13 protein-coding genes and 1 tRNA gene are annotated in these 17,643 nt (G+C 67.1%); 8 read left to right on the forward strand and 6 right to left on the reverse strand.

Going from position 1 to position 17,643, the window contains the following annotated elements:
• Positions 1-349: 349 nt before the first annotated feature.
• From QM721_RS05625 to QM721_RS05640, 4 genes are all read right to left on the reverse strand, one after another.
• A complete protein-coding gene (locus tag QM721_RS05625) occupies positions 350-709 on the reverse strand; it encodes a DoxX family protein (protein ID WP_415119819.1) in 360 nt (119 codons plus the stop codon).
• The gene (locus QM721_RS05630) at positions 706-1,326 is read right to left on the reverse strand and encodes a TetR/AcrR family transcriptional regulator (protein WP_415120123.1); all 621 of its coding nucleotides are present in this window, start codon (positions 1,324-1,326) and stop codon (positions 706-708) included. The genes QM721_RS05625 and QM721_RS05630 overlap by 4 nt, the downstream gene beginning before the upstream one ends.
• A 124-nt stretch (positions 1,327-1,450) precedes the next feature.
• A tRNA-Lys gene (locus QM721_RS05635) sits at positions 1,451-1,523 on the reverse strand.
• A gap of 62 nt (positions 1,524-1,585) precedes the next feature.
• Positions 1,586-2,557, reverse strand: coding sequence for a VIT1/CCC1 transporter family protein (locus QM721_RS05640; RefSeq protein WP_415119821.1), 972 nt, complete (start codon positions 2,555-2,557; stop codon positions 1,586-1,588).
• A 36-nt stretch (positions 2,558-2,593) separates the two neighbouring features.
• On the opposite strand from QM721_RS05640, the gene QM721_RS05645 reads away from it, so the two are divergent.
• The 7 genes from QM721_RS05645 to QM721_RS05675 all read left to right on the forward strand — a co-directional run bounded on the left by QM721_RS05645 (position 2,594) and on the right by QM721_RS05675 (position 10,897).
• Entirely contained in the window at positions 2,594-3,634 is a 1,041-nt protein-coding gene (locus tag QM721_RS05645; protein ID WP_415119823.1) for a nucleoside hydrolase, read from the forward strand.
• A gap of 74 nt (positions 3,635-3,708) precedes the next feature.
• Positions 3,709-4,518 carry a hypothetical protein gene (locus QM721_RS05650; protein WP_415119825.1) on the forward strand — a complete coding sequence of 270 codons (810 nt, stop codon included), beginning with the start codon at positions 3,709-3,711 and terminating at the stop codon, positions 4,516-4,518.
• 7 nt (positions 4,519-4,525) lie between these two features.
• Positions 4,526-5,305 (forward strand): energy-coupling factor transporter transmembrane component T family protein, encoded by a 780-nt coding sequence (locus QM721_RS05655; RefSeq protein WP_415119827.1) that lies wholly within the window; start codon positions 4,526-4,528, stop codon positions 5,303-5,305.
• The gene (locus QM721_RS05660) at positions 5,302-6,159 is read left to right on the forward strand and encodes an energy-coupling factor ABC transporter ATP-binding protein (protein WP_415119829.1); all 858 of its coding nucleotides are present in this window, start codon (positions 5,302-5,304) and stop codon (positions 6,157-6,159) included. Before QM721_RS05655 ends, QM721_RS05660 begins: the two co-directional genes overlap by 4 nt.
• Positions 6,160-6,331: 172 nt before the next feature.
• A complete protein-coding gene (locus QM721_RS05665; RefSeq protein ID WP_415119831.1) occupies positions 6,332-7,129 on the forward strand; it encodes an energy-coupling factor ABC transporter ATP-binding protein in 798 nt (265 codons plus the stop codon).
• Positions 7,130-7,577: 448 nt separating this feature from the next.
• Entirely contained in the window at positions 7,578-10,307 is a 2,730-nt protein-coding gene (locus tag QM721_RS05670) for a DHA2 family efflux MFS transporter permease subunit (protein ID WP_415119833.1), read from the forward strand.
• A gap of 2 nt (positions 10,308-10,309) precedes the next feature.
• Complete coding sequence (locus QM721_RS05675; protein WP_415119835.1) at positions 10,310-10,897, forward strand: TetR/AcrR family transcriptional regulator; 588 nt, start codon at positions 10,310-10,312, stop codon at positions 10,895-10,897.
• Positions 10,898-11,566: 669 nt separating this feature from the next.
• Here QM721_RS05675 and QM721_RS05680 read toward each other — a convergent pair.
• Entirely contained in the window at positions 11,567-12,529 is a 963-nt protein-coding gene (locus QM721_RS05680) for a DUF559 domain-containing protein (RefSeq protein ID WP_415119837.1), read from the reverse strand.
• Positions 12,530-12,772: 243 nt separating this feature from the next.
• The gene (locus QM721_RS05685; RefSeq protein WP_415119839.1) at positions 12,773-13,342 is read right to left on the reverse strand and encodes a hypothetical protein; all 570 of its coding nucleotides are present in this window, start codon (positions 13,340-13,342) and stop codon (positions 12,773-12,775) included.
• A 776-nt stretch (positions 13,343-14,118) separates the two neighbouring features.
• Here QM721_RS05685 and QM721_RS05690 point away from each other — a divergent pair.
• On the forward strand, positions 14,119-17,319 hold the full coding sequence (locus tag QM721_RS05690) for an SNF2-related protein (protein WP_415119841.1): 3,201 nt from the start codon (positions 14,119-14,121) through the stop codon (positions 17,317-17,319).
• The last annotated feature ends 324 nt before the right edge of the window (positions 17,320-17,643 follow it).

Raw genomic sequence — 17,643 nt, forward strand, 5'->3', positions numbered from 1 at the left:
TGCCAGATGTCCGAGGGCGGTGCAGGTGTCCGAGGCTGGTGCAGATGTCGGGCAACGGGAACCTTTTCGGCTAGCTGCCAGATCGGGGCAGTCGTGCGCCGCCGAAGGCCAGGGAAGTACTGATTAATCCGCCCACCGCTGGTTGAGCTTGTCGAAACCCCTTGCCGGAGCGGCATATTCGAGGTCTCGACACGCTCGACCAGCGAAAAGTCAGCGCTTCATCTGGCCGGAGGAAGTTCGTGATCTCGCCAGCCAACCAGGCACTGTCGTGCGCCAGGCACACCGGTTAGTGGCGCTCGCCACTGGGTTCGACGTCGAACGGCTGTCGACTGCGCGGGCCTTCGTTGCGTTACAGGAGGAAAGCGCCGGTCAGGCTGACGAGCGCGATTGCGAGCATGCCCAAGCAGTTGATCCAGAACGCCTGTCGGAGGAATCGCGATCTGATGTGAGCAATGCACGCGCACAGGAAGTAGACGACTACTCCTACGTTCGCCGCAAGGCCAACACCGGGAACCCACATCCCCACGACAAGACCGCCGACGGCGAGGGTCTTGATGACGATGAGGGTCCACCACCAGTCCCGCGGGAACCTGACCCCGTCAAGGCAATCGCGGATGAACGCCGGCGGTCGGACCGAAGCGACTGCGTCGAAGAGCAGGGCGCCGGCGAGAAGGGCTGGCAGCCACCAGGGTTCGGGGATCAGGTTCACGGGCGAACCTCGTGTCTGGTGCAGATCGCTTCGACGACCTCGCGAATACTCCGTTTGAGCGAACCCGGATCGGCGTCGCTGCTTGGGGGCCAGCTGAAGAGTCGTCCGAGGTAGGCGAAGTACACCGCTCGCGCCGAGGCCGCAACGCCACTGCGCACGTGATCCGTGCCGTGTTCAAGCACCGCCTCTATCTCAGCGATCAGCGTCTGTGACAGCTCGGTGAAGGCGTTCGGCTCGTTCTTACCCGCAACGAGGATCGAGGCATAGCAACGCGCCAGGCTCGGGTTGCGCGTGAAGAGTTCGATGAACGGATCAAGAAGCGCCGCGACCTGATCGACGATGCTTCCTTGGCGTGCGCATGCGTCTGAGCGGCGCTCGTGAATCTCGCTGATCTGCTGATCGAAGGTGGTGAGCAAGAGCCCGTTCTTGTCTCCGACCGACATGACCGTTCCGATGCTCAGGTCGCAGACGTTGGCAATGTCGCGGATGGTCGTGTCTGCGAACCCCCTCGCCTCGAACATCTCCGCAGCCGCACGGAGCACGGTCGTCACGGTCTCCTGTCGTTGCTGGTCGCGGCTCGTCGCCATAGCCATCTCCTGAATGTGTTCGGTGAACATGTTCACGATAGCGTGAGACGGCCTCGCCCGTAGCTGGCGTGGCAGTCGCCGGCCAACTCGAGCGAATGGGGGAATCTGGACCTCAAGCCTCAGATGTTCGGCGGTTTGAACAACGACCTTTGGGTGGGCCCACTGGGAATCGAACCCAGAACCCGCGGATTAAAAGTCCGCTGCTCTGCCGATTGAGCTATAGGCCCGCGCGCGTGCGCAGAGTCACTCTACCGGTGCCGGACGTCCGCCAACGACACCGAGTGCAGCCCTACAGCAGCGCCAAGCCGACCAGATAGCTCGATCCGAGTGCTGCCAGGCCGATGAACACCGAGCGCAGCAGCGTCTGCCAGATGCGGGTCTGGCCCAGCCGCGCCAATACCACCGAGGTGATCGCGAGCGCGACTGCCACCGCGACAGCGGTGTAGCTGTCGCGCCACAGGCCCGGGGCGACGATCGAGATCAGAATGGGAACCGTCGCCCCGAGCAAGAACGCCACGCCGGCCCAGAAGGCGTCGGCGATCGCGCTACTGATGGTCGTGGGCTCGTCGAAGCCTTCGATCTCGAGGTGCGCGGCCAAACTGTCGGTGGCCGTCAGCTCCTCCGCGACGCGATGGGCGGTGTCGGTGGTCAGCCCCTTGCCTTCGTAGTATTCGGCCAGTTCGGCGATCTGCTCATCGGGTGCCAATGCCAAGAGGCGCTGCTCTTCTTCGGCCACCAGCAATTCGGCGTCGCGGTCGGCCAAGCCCGAACTGAGGGTGACGCAGAAGATCGACAGGGCACCTGCGAAGGCCGCCATCGCCATGATCGGCGACCACAGATTGTTCAATTCGTCGCCGCCGTACAGGCCCTGGCTGAAACCTGAGATGGCCAGGATGCCGTCGTTGACGTTCTCGACCTGGCCGCGCACGCTCGCAGGGTCGATGCGTATGCGCAGTCGCTCCCGCCAGCTCGTCCCCCTCACCCGCAGCAGTGTGCCAGCAGACTGCTGGTAGTGCGTGGCGACAGGCGTCCTGTCTTCAACAAGCCGTCCCTTGAACCGTTCGGAACCGTCCTTTGAACCGTCGGAACCGTCCCTTGAACCGTTCGGAACCGTCCCCTGAACCGTCGGAACCGTCCCTTGAACCGTTCGGAACCGTCCCCTGAACCGTTCGGAACCGTCCCTTGAACCGTTCGGAACCGTCCACTGAACCAGAAATGTTGCGTTCGGGCGCGCTTGGCTAAGGTGGGCCGACCGCCGCACCACTCATGATCGGGAGCGCCCTTGCCCGCCGCAGCCATGCCGACTAGGCCGACCACGCCGCTGATCGTCGATGTCGACACCGGTATCGATGATTCGCTGGCGCTGCTCTATCTGCTGGCCAGTCCCGAGGCCGAACTGGTCGGCATCACCTGCACCGCCGGCAACGTCAACGCCCGCCAGGTCGCCAGCAACAACCTGGCCTGGCTCGAGTTGTGCGACGCTCCAGAGATCGAGGTCGCACTGGGTGCCGAGGTGCCGATCATCGCCCCACTGATGACCACCGAAGAGACCCACGGGCCGCAGGGCATCGGGTACGCCGAACTGCCCCTACCCACCCGGACGCTCTCGCCCCGCCACGCCACCGAGGTCTGGGTCGACAACGCCCGCAAGCGTCCGGGCGAGATCACCGGGTTGATCACCGGGCCGCTGACCAACCTCGCCCTAGCGGTGAAGCTCGAACCCGAACTGCCCCGGCTGCTGAAGCGCATCGTGGTGATGGGCGGCGCGTTCAACCACCCCGGCAACACCACCCCCACCACCGAGTGGAACGTCGCCGTCGACCCCGACGCCGCCAAGATCGTCTTCGACGCCTTCTCAAAGCTGCCCGACGACCGCCGTCCGGTGATCTGCGCCCTCGACGTCACTGAGCGCATCGAGATGCACCCGCACCACATAGCTTCGCTCGCCCGGGCGGCGGGCAGTACCCCCGAGGAGGTGATCGCGCCCGATGACCAGCCCGGCACCCGCTCGCGCGCCTCTAATCGGGTGATCCGGCACCTCAGTGACGCCGTCCGCTTCTACATGGAATTCCACCGGCTCTACGACCAGGGTTTTCTGGCCCACATGCACGACCCGTTCGCCGCCGCCGTGGCCCTCGACCCGAACCTGGCCACTACCCGTCCGGCAACCGTCGACGTCGAACTCGCCGGCAGCCTCACCCGGGGCCAGACGGTGGCCGACTGGCGTGGCATCTGGGGACGGCGCCCCAACGCTGACATCGTTGTGAACACAGACCCGGCCGAGTTCTTCCGACGCACGATCGACCGGGTCGGCGCCCTGGCTCGCAGCGTCGGCTGAGTTCCACGAGATGGTGCAGTAGCTATCGGACGGCGCAGCAGTTGCCGGCCGACGAAGTCGCACAGGAGGAAACCATGCCAACAGGCGCAACCGTCACACCGAACAAGTCCCGCACCACCGCTCTCGTGATCGCGGGCACCGCCACCGTGCTGGCCACCTACCTCTACCTGGTGATCGCCCAGCCGGCAGAGTTGTCGACCAGCGCCTCGGCCCCCGCCGGCCTGATCGCCATGGCCGGCTACCTGATCGGCGCGGTGCTGATCGCGGCCGGGTCAATTCATCGGCTGTCGACCGCCACCATTGCGATGATTCCGGTCGCCATCGCGCTCAACATCGTGGTCGGCCAGCTCACCGCGGTTCTGGTGCTGCCCGTCTACTTGGATTCGATGGGCACGGTGCTGGTCGCGGTGCTGGCCGGGCCGGCGGCGGGCGTGGTCACAGGCATTCTCACCAACCTCGTCTGGGGCCTGCTGCTGAGTCCGTCGGCGTTGCCGTTCGCAGTGGTGCAGGTGGTGATCGGCCTGCTGGCCGGCTACGCGGCCCGAATCGGCGTCTTTCGCACGCTGTGGCTGCCGCCGATCGCCGGCGCGGTCACCGGCATCGTGGCGGCGATGATCTCGGCGCCGATCGCGGCATTCGTGTTCGGTGGCGTCACGGCCCCCGGCACCGGTGCCCTGGTCGGCATGTTCCAGGCCTGGGGCAACTCACTGCTGGCCGCCACGACGTTCCAGGGCCTGCTGTCCGACCCGCTCGACAAGCTGATCAGCTTCACCGCGGTGGCGCTGATTCTCAGCGCGCTGCCACTGCGGTTCAGGCAGCGGTTCCCGTTCGTGCGCGAGTACCGGGTGTTCGGCAGCGGAACGTCCGCGGCACCCAAGGGCTGAATCGCCGGTGTCATCGACGCTGTACGTCGACCGGGCCTCGCCGCTTCACCGGCTCAACCCGGTGACCAAACTGGTCGCGTTGCTGTGCCTGATCGTGGTGGTGTTCGCGATTCCGCAGTGGTGGGCGGTGCTGGGCATGGTGGTGCTGGTGATCGTGCCCGCCGCCGTGGTCAGCGGCTGCGCTGGCCGGTTGGGCCGGTTCGGCGGGCAGCTTCTGCTGCCGCTGCTGGCGGTGCTGGTGATCGTGCAGGGGCTCACCTTCCCCGGCGGGCGGACGGTGCTGTGGGAACGGGGGCCGCTGGCCCTGACCACAGAGGGGCTGATCTTCGCGGCCACCATCGGTTCACGGCTGGTCTGCCTGGTGCTGGCGTCGATGCTGCTGGTTCTCACCACGCACCCGGGCGACCTGATGTCAGCGCTTACGCAAAGCGGTCTGTCGCCCAAGTTCAGCTACATCGTCAGCTCGACGCTGCAATTGATTCCGTCCTTTCGCGACCGGGCCGCCGGCATTCTGCTGGCCCAGCAGGCCCGCGGGCTGGCCGTGCCGCGCAACCCGCTTCGCCGGCTGCGCGTACTGATGCCGCTGCTCGGCCCGCTGGTGCTGGGCCTGTTCACCGACGTCGAGGAGCGTTCGACGGCGATGGAGGCCAGGGGGTTCGGCTCCACCGCGAAACGGACGGTGCTGGTGCCCGTCCGTGACACCACCGCGCAGCGGGCGGCCCGCTGGGCGATGCCGGCGCTGGCGTTGCTGGTCGTGATCGCAGCATTCGTTGGGAGGCTGTCGTGATCAGGCTGAGCAATGTCGGCTACACCTACCCCGAGGCGTCCCGACCCACGCTAGAAGGGGTCAGCTTCGAGGTCGATGCGGGGTCGATCACCGGCATCGCGGGGGCGTCCGGGGCCGGCAAGTCCACCCTGGCCAAGCTGATCGCGGGGTTCCTTCCGCAGGTCGAGGGCGGTGAGCTGACCGGTTCGGCCATCGTCGGCACGCGCAACCTGGCCGAGCTCAGCCTCATCGAGGCGGTCAGCCAGGTGGGGCTGGTGATTCAGAACCCGTTCAACCAGATCTCGGGGGCCCGGTACACGGTGCGCGGCGAGATCGCGTTCGGGCTTGAGAACCTGGGGACGCCGCGCGACGAGATGGCGGCTCGGGTCTCTGAGGTGGCGGCGCTGCTACGCATCACCGACCTGCTCGACCGCTCGCCCTATGCCTTGTCGGGCGGGCAGATGCAACTGGTGGCGATCGCGTCCATGCTGGTGCTGCGCACGCCCGTGCTGGTGCTGGACGAGCCCACCTCGCAACTCGACCCGGCCGGAACACGGCTGGTGTTCAGCGTGCTCGACACGCTCCGGGCGACCGGGGCCACCGTGCTGATCGTCGAGCACAAGCTGGAGCTGCTGCACGCCCACGCCGACCGGCTGCTGGTGCTGGCCGACCGCACCATCGTGGCCGATGGCACCCCCACCCAGGTGCTGGCCGACGAACGGCTCGAGCACTGGGGCATCGCCGCCACCCGGTTCACCAGGGCCGCCCGGCTGGCCCGCGAGCGTGCCCTGATCGCGCCCGACGTGCCCCTCCCCGTCTCATTCGACCAGGCCGCGTCGCTCTTCGCGCACCCCTCCTCCCCCCTCCTCCCATGACCCCACTGACACAAGCCGACGTTGCGCAGGCTATGACTCATTGCGCAGGGTCTACCGTCCGCAATGAGCCTCAACCTACGCAATGTGGGTGTGAGCGGCGTGGGTGTGAGCGGCGTGGGTGTGAGCGGCGTGGGTGTGTGCGGCGCCGACTTGGGGGTGGAAGGTGAGCGCGGTGCGGTTTGAGGGGGTGCGGTTCAGGTATGGCAGTGGGGTTGAGGCGGTGCGGGGGGTGTCGCTGGGCGTCGAGACGGGGGAGCGGGTCGCCATCGTCGGGCAGAACGGCGCGGGCAAGAGCACGCTGGTGCGGCACCTGAACGGCATCTGTCAGCCCAGTGCGGGCACGGTGTTCGTGGCGGACGTGCCCACGACAGGGCGTCCGATCGCCGAACTGGCGGCTTCGGTGGGGTACGTGTTCCAGAACCCCGACGAGCAACTATTCGCCTCGACGGTGGCCGCCGATGTCGAGTTCGGGCCGCGCAACCTGGGCTGTTCACCCGAGCTGGCGCGGTCACGGGCACTGGCGGCGCTCGAGACTGTGGGGCTGGCGTCCGAGGCGGCGAGTCACCCGCTGCACCTCTCGCTCAGCGAGCGCAAGCGGGTGGCGTTGGCTGCGGTGCTGGCCATGCACACCCCGGTCGTAGTGCTCGACGAGCCCACCACAGGTCAGGACGCCCGCGGCATCGCCATGGTGGCCGGGGTGGTGTGGTCGCTGGCCAACGCTGGCCGCACCGTGATCGCCATCACCCATGACATGGACTTCGCCGCCGAGAACTTCGACCGGGTGGTGGTGATGGCTGACGGGCAGGTGCTGGCAGACGGTGCGCCGGCGGCGGTATTCGGTGACCCGGAGGTCCTGGCGCAGGCGGCGGTGGAGCCACCCCAACTCGTCAGGCTGGCGGCCCGACTGGGCTGGAGCGGTCGTCCACTGACCGTCGAGCAGTTCGTGGACGAGTTCGCCGACCGCCGTTAGGCCCGCGGGTCGCTCGACGCAGGAGCACCGTCACCGTTCACCGACCACCGTGGGCCCTGCAGTCCAGACAGTGCTGGGCGCGGCGCGGCCGGCCTTGTGGCGAGGTCAGTCCTGCGACGTGGTGAGGCCGGCCCCGGTGGCGCGTCGTGGACGGCCGTGTGGTCGGTCGGTCCGGCGGCGTGGACGGTTTCTGTGGTCGGTCGGTCCGGCGGCGTGGACGGTTTCTGTGGTCGGTCGGTCCGGCGGCGTGGACGGTTTCTGTGGTCGGTCGGTCCGGCGGCGTGGACGGCCCTTCGGTGCTTCCGAGATGGCGCCCAGTTGTCGTCAGATGCAGGTGGCCACGAGCTACCTCCACCACGGGCGAAGAGTTGCAGACGTGCAAAATTGCGCTAACGTATTCATGCGCTGCCGCAAATCGGCGGCGTTTGTCATGCAGCAGGAGGTTTCCGTGGCAGCAGCCACCCTGGAGCGCCCGGTCGAGCCCGATGAGGCGACCAACCCGATCATGAGCCACCGGCAGATCACCCTGGTGATCTATGCGTTGATGGCCGGCATGTTTCTCAGCGCCCTCGACCAGACCATCGTCGGCACCGCGATCCGGACCATCGGCGACGATCTACAGGGCCTCGATCAGCAGGCCTGGGTCACCACCGCATACCTGATCGCCGCCACCGTCACCACACCGCTGTACGGCAAGCTGTCTGACCAGTTCGGCCGCCGCCCGTTGTTCATCGCCAGCATCAGCATCTTCGTGCTGGGCTCGCTGCTGTCGAGCTTCGCCACCTCAATGCTCGGCCTGGCGGCGTTCCGGGCCTTTCAGGGCCTCGGCGCCGGCGGCCTGATGTCGCTGCCGCTGGCCATCATTGGCGACATGCTGGCCCCGCGTGAACGGGCCAAGTATCAAGGGTTCTTTCTGGCCACCTTCGGCATCGCATCGGTGATCGGCCCGCTGATCGGCGGCCTGTTCGCCGGTGCCGACAGCATTTTGTGGATCGCCGGCTGGCGCTGGGTGTTTCTGGTGAACGTGCCGGTCGGCGCGGTGGCGCTGCTCATGGTGATCGCCTTTCTGCACCTGCCGCACGAACCGCACGGGCACCCCCGCATCGACTGGTGGGGCGCCACCCTCGTGGTCGGCACCCTGGCCCCCCTGCTGCTGGTGGCCGAGCAGGGCCGCGAGTGGGGCTGGGGCTCGGTGGCCTCGATCGTCTGCTTCGCGATCGGTGCCGTGGGATTGCTGGCCTTCATTCTGGTCGAGCGGGCGATGGGCTCCGACGCGATCATTCCGCTACGGCTATTTCGGTCGTCCGGCTTCTCGTTCACCACCGTGCTGAGCGTGCTCGTCGGCTTCGGCATGTTCGGCGCGATGCTGACCATTCCGCTCTACCTGCAGATCGTCACCGGCCTGACCCCCACCGAGTCGGGCTTCGCCACGCTGCCGATGATGGCCGGCTTGATGATTGCGTCGATCGCCTCGGGCCAGCTCGTTGCCCGCACCGGCAAGTACGGAATCCTGCCGGTCACCGGCACTGGGACGACCGCGGTCGGCTTCGGCGTTCTGACCTTCATCACCGTCGACCGGCCGCTGTGGTTCTTGATGATCGCGATGTTCGTGATCGGCCTTGGCCTGGGCCAGTTGATGCAGACGCTGACGATGGCCGCGCAGGCTTCGGCCGAGGCTCGCGACATCGGCGTGGCCACCAGTTCGGCGACGTTCTTTCGCCAGATCGGCGGCACCATGGGCACGGCGATCATGCTGTCGTTGCTCTTCAGCATTCTGCCCACCAACATCACCAATTCGTTGACCGACGAGCAGGTGCTCACCGACGCATTGGATGCCGCCCTTGACCCGGCGGTGGCGAACGACCCGGCCAACGCGGCGATCATGGCCCAGATGTGGAGCCCGATCGTCGACAAGATCACCGACAAAATCGACGACAAGCTCTCCGACGCCACCGAGAAGGTGCACGACAAGGTCGAGGCAGCCGTGCGCGAGAAGGTGGCCGATGCGGTGCACGCCAATGCGGCCAAGGGTGCCGGCAAGCTGGCCGATGGCGTATCGGCGGTCAGCCTGGGCCTGAACAAGCTCAGCACCGGCACCGGGGCCTTCGTCGGCGGCGTCGGCCAGATCGGCGCCGGGGCTCAGAAACTGGCCACCGGAACGGCCAAGGTGGCAACCGGGGCGGGCGCACTGGCGTCCGGGCTGTCAAAGGTGAGCGCCGCCGAGCAGATCGCGGCCAAGAACGCCGCGCAGGCCACCGCCGATTTTCAGGCGCTCAGCGCCGCGATGACCGCCATGGGCGCCGACCAGAAGGCGTGCGCCGGCGGCGACCAGAGCGCCTGCGACAAGCTGGTCAACGATCAGGCGGGGGTCAGCGCGGCCATGAAGGCGCTGGGCACCAGCGTGTACACCACCAGCGGGTACCTGAACGGGGCGTCCGGCAAGTCGGGCTTGGCCGATGGGGTCGCCAAGCTGGCCACCGGCAGCAAGGGGCTGGCCTCGGGCCTGCAGCAGCTCGCCACCGGCACCCAGAAGCTGGCCGACGGCGTCACCACGGCGGCCGACAAGGGCGGTGCGCTGACCACCGGAACCAAGGCGGTGGCGTCCGGTACCGCGAAGCTCAGCGCCGGGGCGCGAAAGCTGTCGACGATCGAGCGGGTGATCGACGACAAGGTCAAAGAGCTCACGCCGGCGGCCGAGAAGAAGGCGCTGAAGAAGGTTGCCGACGAGAAGCACTTCAGCGTCGTCGACGGCAAGCTGACGGTGGACTACAGCGACCCGGTGCAGCGCCGCGCGATCATCGACCAACTGGTGCCCGAGATGATCAAGACGATCAAGGACGGCGACACCGACAACGTCAAGACCGACACCAGCAGCAGCGACACCTCGTTCTTGAACGGCGCCGACCCGCGCCTGACCAGGCCGTTCTTGACCGGGTTCAACGCCTCGGTGGTCACCATCTACTGGGTCGGCCTGGGCGTGATGCTGTTGGCATTCGTGATCACATGGTTCTTCCGAGTGCCGCCGCTGCGCACCCGTTCGGCCATGCAGGAGCGGTCGGCGGCTGCTGCTGCCTCGGCCGACCCGGACGGCGGTGCCGCTGCGGATCTGCCGGACTCGCTGCCTGAGAGCGCGGGGCCCGAGCAGAATGGGCCCGCCGAGACGACGCTGAGGGGCTGAGGATGAGCGAGGCGACGGCTACGCACGCCTGCTACGGACTGCGGGAGCGAAAGAAGCGTGCCACCCGCGAGGCGCTGCACGCCGTCGCTTTGCGGCTGGTCGCCGAGCGGGGGCTCGACGTGGTCACCGTCGAAGAGATCTGCGACGAGGTGGGAGTCTCGCCGCGGACCTTCTTCAACTACTATCCGACCAAGCTCGCGGCGGCCTTCGACCTGCCTGTCGCCGAGATTCCGGAGGTCGAACGGGATCGCTTTCTGGCCTCTTCCGACAACCTGGTGTACGACACCTGCGACTTGGTAGCGCGCATCGTGAGCCTGCCCACCGACTACCCGCGGATCAAGGCGATGCTGCAGGATCGCCCCGAACTGGCGATGGACTTCTGGCAGCAAACCCTGCAGCGGCTGAAGCCATTCTTCGGGCTGATCAACGAACGGGTGGGCGACCCACACACCGCCCGGTTGATCTTCGGCATGGTGATGGCGGCAGTCACCTCGGTGATGACCCAACTGGAGCCGTCGGGGGCCGAACTGGGGGAGCGCCTGCGAGCCGGGGTGCGGTCGATGCGCGAGTTGATCGACGGGGTCGAGTAGCGGCACCTCCCCGCGGCGAGATGAGCGTTATGGCGGGCCAGTTGGCAGCCAAATGGCTCCGCCGCGCAGAGATGAGCGTTATGGCGATCATCTGGGTGGGCCATAACGCTCATCTCTGCGCGGCAGGTGCCCCGGCGGTGACCACGTCGCTGCATAACGCTCATATCTCGGCGTCTGTAGTCCATGGCACGTCGAGGCCGCCAAGGAGCGGACGGGCTCGCTGCGAAGCTTCTGCTCAGCAACGGGCGGGCGGTTCACGCGGATCGATCGTGCGAGTAGTTGGGGCGAATTTTTGGCACCGGCAACGGGCCGCCGCTTCGCGGACGGATGGTCGAAAGGAAAGACTTCGGCGATTCGAGTCAGGGAAGCGCTGATTTTCGCTGGTCGGGGTTGTCAAGACCTCGGGCATGCCGCTGTGGCAGGGGGTTTCGACGTAGCTCAGCCAGCGGCGGTCGCGTCGATCAGCGCTTCCTCAGCTGTCGGGCTTCGCTCACCGTGGGTGGGGCAACAGACATCGAGCGGTGCGGCTCGGGCACGTGCCCACAGCAAGCCAAGATGCCACTTGTTTCACATCAGCTATCGGCACTTCGCCACCATGGGTGGGCAACAGGTTGAGAACAAGGTGTTGGGCGATGCGGCTCGGGCAAGCGCAGACGCAGTTGTTTCGAGTCAGCCGCTGGCGAGTTCGCGGGCGATACGGTCCATGACGACGTCGGGTCGAATCATGATCTCTTTGGCGAGCCAACGCACCATTCGGAACCCCAGGTCGCGCAGCGTCTGTTCGCGCTCCTTCTCGTACACGATGCTCGCTTCATCGGTGTACTTCACGGCGCCATCGCACTCACCGATCAGCCGCTCGTCCGCCCATAGACAGTCGGGGTAGAGCGTTCCCGCGGGCGTGCGCACCGCGGCCTGGTACAGCGGGCGCGGTATGCCGGCGAGGTGAATGTGCCCGGCTGTCAGTGACTCTGCCGGCGACTCCCTCGCCGGTTCGGTCAGCTCCAGCACATCGGCCAACCCGTCGACTCCACAGGTGCGTGCGACAACATCGAGCTCCTCAATGGCTCGGCTGCGGTGCCGGGGGTTGCTGTAGTCGGCCCGGCGCGGCTTGGTGACATACGAAGTGCAGATGCGCCGGGTCGCGGCGTCGAGCACGACCAGTGCTTCGGGGACGGCGAGGCCACGGACGAGGTCAATTGCTGTACGCGCGATCGTCGTGACCCGGTACCCGTTCGGGTCTCGGGTCACGTGGCCGGCCGGTAGTGGCCCGAGCTGATGGGTGATTGGCCCCGGACGGGACCTGTACCGCCCGCCACCGGGCAGGGTGATCGTTATCGGGGCGTCTTCCCACCTGGCCCGGCTCGGCGTCGGCAAGTCCCAAACCAGGGCCGCGGACGCATGGCTGATCGCTGCGTCAGGGTGGACCACCGTTTCGGCACGGGCTCGAACCAGATGTTGCTCGGCGGTGTCGGCGGGCCAGTGCTCGGCACCCAGAAAGACCGACTGGCGAACTCTGATCAGCCGTCCGGCTGCCAATTGGGTGGCGATCATTCCTCGGGTGACGCCCTGCTCGGTCAGGGCGGTGAGTGGTGCCGGCTCGGAAGGCAATGCCCAAGGGCGTGGGGTGCGCATTCCGCCATCATCGTGGCACACCGGGAACGCGGAACGATTCGCTCGGACATCTGTGGATAACCTGCATTGACGGGCTAGGCGGTCCAGCCGGAGTAAGAAGGTCGAGGGATCGGATTAGTCTGGCTGCGGCCAGGCGGATTCCGCTTCTTGGCCGGAGTTCGACCCGCACGCAGTTCGGGAGTGTGAAGTGGACCTGACGGTCGGGAGTCGCCAATGATGCGGGCTCACGTGGAGTGTTCGCCGTCAGGCGTAGTGCTGGTCGAGCGTCTCCTCGCAGCGGTTCCAGAGCTCCGGAACCGCCATGATCCGGTCACTCATCGACTCGATCGGAAAGTCTGCGTCATGCAGCGTCAACGTCGGCTCAACCTCGCTGACCGCTCGGCGCGGTTTGCGCTGCTCCGCCGACGGCAGTTGAAAGTCGTCGTCGACAATCTCCAGCACAACCCGGGTCTCGGCCTGCCCGGCCCTTTCGGAGACCCGCATGGCGTCGATCGCCGCATCCAACCAGGCCGGATCGTTCTGATCGGATTCTTCGGCGGCATCGGTGACGAGCGAGTACAGCATCAGGTGCGCCTCGACCCCTGCCGAAGCCTGCTTCTCGAACTCGTCGTAGGGAAGCCGCAGTGCCAGGTCGACATAGTGCTGCGCTCTCGCCGGATCATCTGCCAGCACCCGGCGCGCCTTGCGGAGGGCGTTGTCCGCCATCTCCCAATGCGGGTTGCGCAGGCGCCTGGCGAACTGTTCCGACACGCCACGGGTGTTGAGGGCGGCGAAGCCACGCGGATTGGCCAGTGGGTCCGGGTGGTCGGTCACGAAGACAGGTCACTGTTTCAGCCCGTAGGGCAGGGGCGTCCCGCACAGCACACGGTCGTAGGCGACGCGCCCGCGGTCTCAGCCAGCAGCGCAGGGCCGTCCCTGCACGGCAACGGATCGCGTCTGGCGGGCGTCACGGCTACCGCCCTGAGGCCCGCCATCGACACGGTTGACTAACGCCGCCCGAGGCGTGGCAGAGCCGGGCGGGTCCGAGCGACGTATCGGCTTGTTGCGCCGACTCGCCAGGCCAGGGCTTCGCGGCGATACGTGCGTTATGGCCATCGCTCGTACCTCTCCCAGGACTCCGTGCGCAGAAATGAGCGTTTTGCCAGCCTCCGTGGCCGACCATAACTCTCGTTTCTCGGCGTCGGGAGCGAACTGTCGCGGGAGTACGCATCAATACGCGCGTTTCTCGGCATGCGCGCCAAGTGCCGCTGATCATTGGGGGTCGCGCTTGTCAAGACCTCGCTGCTGTCGCTGTGAGTTGCCGATTCACAGGAGTCTCTCGACTCACCCATCCGCTGGCGCAGCCTTGCCCCGTCGCTTGGAAACCGCGGCTAGCTGCTGGCAAGGGGTTTCGAGTTCAACTCAGGAGGATGCTTTGATCAGTGCTTCCCTGATCGCGTGTGTGGTGAACGGCGGTGAGTCGAGATCGCGAACGTGCCCGATCAATGCAGCCAGGGGAGGGCGCCTGGCCAGACCCGCGCCCTGCGACCTGGGTAGCGTCACTGGGAATAGGACCGCCACATTGTGGCCAGGGGGTACGGTATTGCGCGATGTCGAAACTCAAGTACCCCGCCTGGGTCACCCAGGTGAGCGAGCGGCGCATCACCGAACTGTTCGGCGTCGAAACCCTCGCGCGTGGCCGGGCGTACGCCGAGCAGGGCCGGGTCGGCCGTATCGCCGTGGGTTCCGGCACCGGGGGTTCGCTGGTCCAGGCGCAGGTGCGCGGATCGTCCTACTACGCCTATGCGACGGTGCTGCGCTACGCCGCCTCGGCCCGCGAGGTGAGTTCGACCTGCTCCTGCCGGATGCGGGACAACTGCAAGCACGGCGCGGCCCTGTTGTTGCATATGCGCACAGTCAACGAGCGGGCAATGACACCGGCCTGGCAACGAGCCCTGGTCGAGGTGACCGCCAGCGCCGGACGGCTCGGCGCGGGCCAGCCGCTGGCCATTCAGGTGGGCCGGCCAGGCGGCACAGTGCAGTTGCGTCCGCTGGTCTGGGGGCGCTCCGGTCGATGGGTCAAGACCGGCATCTCCTGGGATCAGGTCGCCTACCCATGGCAGGGCAATTATCGCGAGCAGCATCGTGCCGCGCTGGCCGGGCTGGCCCGCACCCGCGACCAGGGCAGTTCGTCCAGCTACTACTATGCGCGCGGCCGGGCCGACGAGCTGTCACTGGGCGAACTGGGTGCTGGCGTCTGGCATTGGCTGCGGCAGGCGGTGGCGGCCGGGGTTGAGCTGGTGCCGGGTCAAGGGGCCGCCGCGGTGCGACTCGCCCATGACAGTGCCCGGTTGATCAGCCGGGTCGGCCGCACCCAGGGCGGGATCGAATTGCGCACCGCGGCGGTCACCGACGAGTTCGAACGGGCGGTGCCGTTGTCAGACCTGCTCGGCGACCCACCGCACGGCTTCTTCGTCGACTCGGCCGACGAGCTGCTGCTGGTGCCGTTCGCCGAGTCGCTCAGCTCGGGCCAGAAGGCGTTGCTGCTGCAGCACGCGCGGCTGCAGATTCCGCAGGCCGAGGTGCCGTCGTTCGCCGCCCAGTTCTACCCGCAGCTAACCCGCCTCACTCACGTAGAGGTCGATGACGGCGTCACCCTGCCCGAACCCGAGCCGCCCCGGCTGCTGTTGCGGGTGGAGTTCGAGCCCGACCACGTCAGCGTGCTGCAGTGGGCCTTTCGCTACCGGGTCGGCGAGGCGGGGCTGGACGTTCCGTTGGAGGCCGGGCGTGACCCCGAGGGTTTCCGTGACGCCGACGGTGAGGCAGCCCTGCTGGCCGGGCTGCCGGAGGGACCATGGCCCAGCCTCGGTCTGGGTACCGAGCGGCGTCCGGTCGAGACGGCGACGATCACCGGAGCGGCCACCGCGCAACTCGCCGAACTGTGGGTCGACCGGTTGCGCGAGCTGGGGGTGTTGGTCGAGGTGACCGGACGGCCCGCCGAGTACCGGCTGGCCACCGAGGCGCCCGAAGTGACCCTGAGTGTCACCGACCCCGATGATGGCGCCGACTGGTTCAACCTGGCAGTGCGGGTGAGCATCGAGGGCGAGCCGGTGGAGTACCGCGAGTTGTTCACCGCCCTGGCCACCGGGCAGACGCATCTGATTCTGCCGTCCGGCACCTGGTTCAGCCTGGAACGGCCCGAACTGGAGCAGTTGCGGCTGCTGATCACCGAAGCGCACGAGCTGGCCGGTGGTGACGGCGACGGACGGGTTCGGCTGCGCACCGAACACGCCGGGCTGTGGGACGAGTTGGTCTCGCTCGGCGTGGTCGCCGAGCAGTCCCAGGCCTGGGCCCGAGCCGCGTCCGCGCTGCTCGACGTGGAGGAATTGCCGCAGCCGCCGGTGCCGGACGGGCTGACCGCCACGCTGCGTCCGTACCAGGAGCTAGGGTTTCGTTGGCTGCATTTTCTGCACTCCGCCCGGCTCGGCGGCATCCTGGCCGACGACATGGGCCTGGGCAAGACGGTGCAGGCCCTGGCCCTGGCCTGTTCGTTGAAGCAGTCGGGCGAGTTGGATCGTCCGCTGCTGGTGGTGGCGCCCACGTCGGTGCTGGGCACCTGGGCCGAGCAGGCGGCCCGGTTCGCTCCCGATTTGAGCGTGCGGGTGGTCACCCAGACCGCGAAGAAGCGGCAGGAACCGTTGGCCGAGATGAACGCGGGGGCCGACATCGTGGTCACGTCGTACACCTTGCTGCGACTCGACGAGGAGGAATATGTCGAGCAGACCTGGTCGGTGGTGCTGCTCGACGAGGCCCAGTTCGTCAAGAACCGGCAGGCGCGCGGGCACCAGTCGGTGCGCAAGTTGCGGGCCCGCACCAAATTCGCCATCACCGGTACGCCGCTGGAGAACAACCTGATGGACCTGTGGGCGCTGCTGTCGATCGTGTCGCCGGGACTGTTCGCCGACCCCAAGCTGTTCACCGAGCGGTACCGCCGTCCGATCGAGAACGGCTCAGACCCTGCGGCGCTGGGCCGGCTGCACCGCCGGGTGCGTCCGCTGATGCTACGGCGCACCAAAGAGACCGTGGCCGCCGAGTTGCCGCCCAAGCAGGAACAGGTGCTGTCGATCGAGCTGTCGCCGGCCCATCGCAGACTGTACGACAAGCAGCTTGCGGTCGAGCGTAAGAAGGTGCTCGGGCTGGTCGACGACATGCGTCGCAACCGGATCACGATTCTGGCCTCGCTCACCACGTTGCGACAGTTGGCACTGTCGCCGGCGCTCGTGCTGCCCGGCCAGGCGGCGGTGTCGGCCAAGATCGACACGCTGGTCGACATGGTTGCCGAGTTGGCGGCCGAGGGGCACCGGGCGCTGGTGTTCAGCCAGTTCACCACCTATCTGGGCATGGTGCGTGAGCGACTGAACGCCGAGGGCATCGCGACCAGCTATCTCGACGGACGCACCCGCGACCGTGCGGCGCGCATCGAACAGTTCCGCACCGGCACCGACCCGGTGTTCCTGATCAGCCTGAAGGCCGGTGGTTTCGGGCTGACCCTCACCGAGGCCGATTATGTGTTCATTCTCGACCCGTGGTGGAACCCGGCCGCCGAACTGCAGGCGATCGACCGCACCCACCGGATCGGTCAGAGCAAGCACGTGATGGTGTACCGGCTGGTCAGCGCCGACACCATCGAAGAGAAGGTGGTGGCGCTGCAGGCCCGCAAGCGCGACCTGTTCGACAAGGTGGTCGGCGAGGCCGGCGACCTGGCGGCCCCGTTGACGGCCGACGACATTCGCGGCCTGCTGGAGCCCTGATTTCGCTGGTCGAGCTGATCGAGACCCCGTGCCGGCGAGGGCACCCTTGGGGAAGCGCTGAGCAATACCGCCACCGTTGGTTGAGCTACGTCGAAACCCCTTGCCGCAGCGGCATGTCGAAGGTCTCGACTGGCTCGACCAGCGAAATTCAGCGCCGTGCTGATGAATGCGTCCACCGTTGGTTGAGCTTGTCGAAACCCCTTGCCGCAGCGGCATGTCGAAGGTCTCGACTGGCTCGACCAGCGAAATTCAGCGCCGTGCTGATGAATGCGTCCACCGTTGGTTGAGCTACGTCGAAACCCCTTGCCGCAGCGGCATGTCGAA

It is taken from the genome of Micropruina sp. (genome assembly GCF_047602085.1).
GTDB lineage: Bacteria > Actinomycetota > Actinomycetes > Propionibacteriales > Propionibacteriaceae > Micropruina.

Excerpts from the sequence above, each read along its gene's own strand:
- QM721_RS05630 (WP_415120123.1), bottom strand. The coding sequence starts at position 1,326 with ATGTTCACCGAACACATTCAGGAGATGGCTATGGCGACGAGCCGCGAC.
- QM721_RS05645 (WP_415119823.1), top strand. The coding sequence starts at position 2,594 with ATGCCGACTAGGCCGACCACGCCGCTGATCGTCGATGTCGACACCGGT.
- QM721_RS05650 (WP_415119825.1), top strand. The coding sequence starts at position 3,709 with ATGCCAACAGGCGCAACCGTCACACCGAACAAGTCCCGCACCACCGCT.
- QM721_RS05675 (WP_415119835.1), top strand. The coding sequence starts at position 10,310 with ATGAGCGAGGCGACGGCTACGCACGCCTGCTACGGACTGCGGGAGCGA.
- QM721_RS05680 (WP_415119837.1), bottom strand. The coding sequence starts at position 12,529 with ATGCGCACCCCACGCCCTTGGGCATTGCCTTCCGAGCCGGCACCACTC.
- QM721_RS05690 (WP_415119841.1), top strand. The coding sequence starts at position 14,119 with ATGTCGAAACTCAAGTACCCCGCCTGGGTCACCCAGGTGAGCGAGCGG.